The sequence below is a fragment of the Azospirillum sp. SYSU D00513 genome (assembly GCF_017356015.1).
Taxonomy (GTDB): domain Bacteria; phylum Pseudomonadota; class Alphaproteobacteria; order Azospirillales; family Azospirillaceae; genus Azospirillum.
Genome location: NZ_JAFIQV010000119.1, coordinates 1 through 710, shown reverse-complemented (window position 1 = coordinate 710; position 710 = coordinate 1). Strand labels below are relative to the sequence as shown.

General features: G+C 57.9%; 1 protein-coding gene. It reads right to left on the bottom strand.

Translation table 11 applies throughout. The annotated features are described in order from the left end of the window. Positions 1 to 137: 137 nt before the first annotated feature. Positions 138 to 419: a hypothetical protein gene (locus JUB11_RS32460; protein ID WP_207462936.1), complete on the bottom strand. Its 282-nt coding sequence runs from the start codon at positions 417 to 419 to the stop codon at positions 138 to 140. Positions 420 to 710: the final 291 nt, after the last annotated feature.

Here is a 710-nt window from a genome sequence, read left to right as displayed (position 1 = left end):
ACCTCGGACGCCCGGAGTCCGTCCGCGTCGCCTGACGATCAAAGTACAAAGCCAACGCTCTGATCTCCTATCTCCATGCACCAGAGCACCGTTCGCGACTGCACCGGTGTGGCGGGTTTCCTTTTGCCTGCCGAGCGTCACGTATAGCGGCGCTGGGTGGGGTCAAAGGTGCTAATCGAGTTGAAGCGAGCCGTGGGAGCGCCCCCGACGACGCGGTCGAGAGCGTCGTCTCTCAGCTCAAACACGCCAGTATTGGCCGCCTGGATCTCATCGGCTGACACATCGTAGCCAAGCGCTTTCAGGGCTGCTGACGCAGATGAAGCATCATTCACCTGGGAGAGTTCCTTGGTGATGGTCGCTTTTAGAATTGGGTTAGCTTCAGCGTCTTTTAGCAGGCGTAGCAGTTCCTGAGCACTCACCTTGACCTCCTGATTTGCGTGAGAACTAAAGATACCACTTCCGCGCGGGATGGCATAGGTGAGTACCCAGGACTGGAACCCCCCGGCCGCTCGCACGGTTGTTTAGGCTCACGACCCGTACTCACTCGGCCCGCTTCTCCACGTGGAGGGCGGGCCTTTTTGCATGCGTCGATGCCTGAGCTATCGAGTCTTTCCGGATCTAAGGGCACATCAGGGAACTAATTTTACAAAGTGCTGGTTATGGGAGTTCCATCGTTTTCGCGACGGTGATGGGGTCCCCATGCGTTCCAG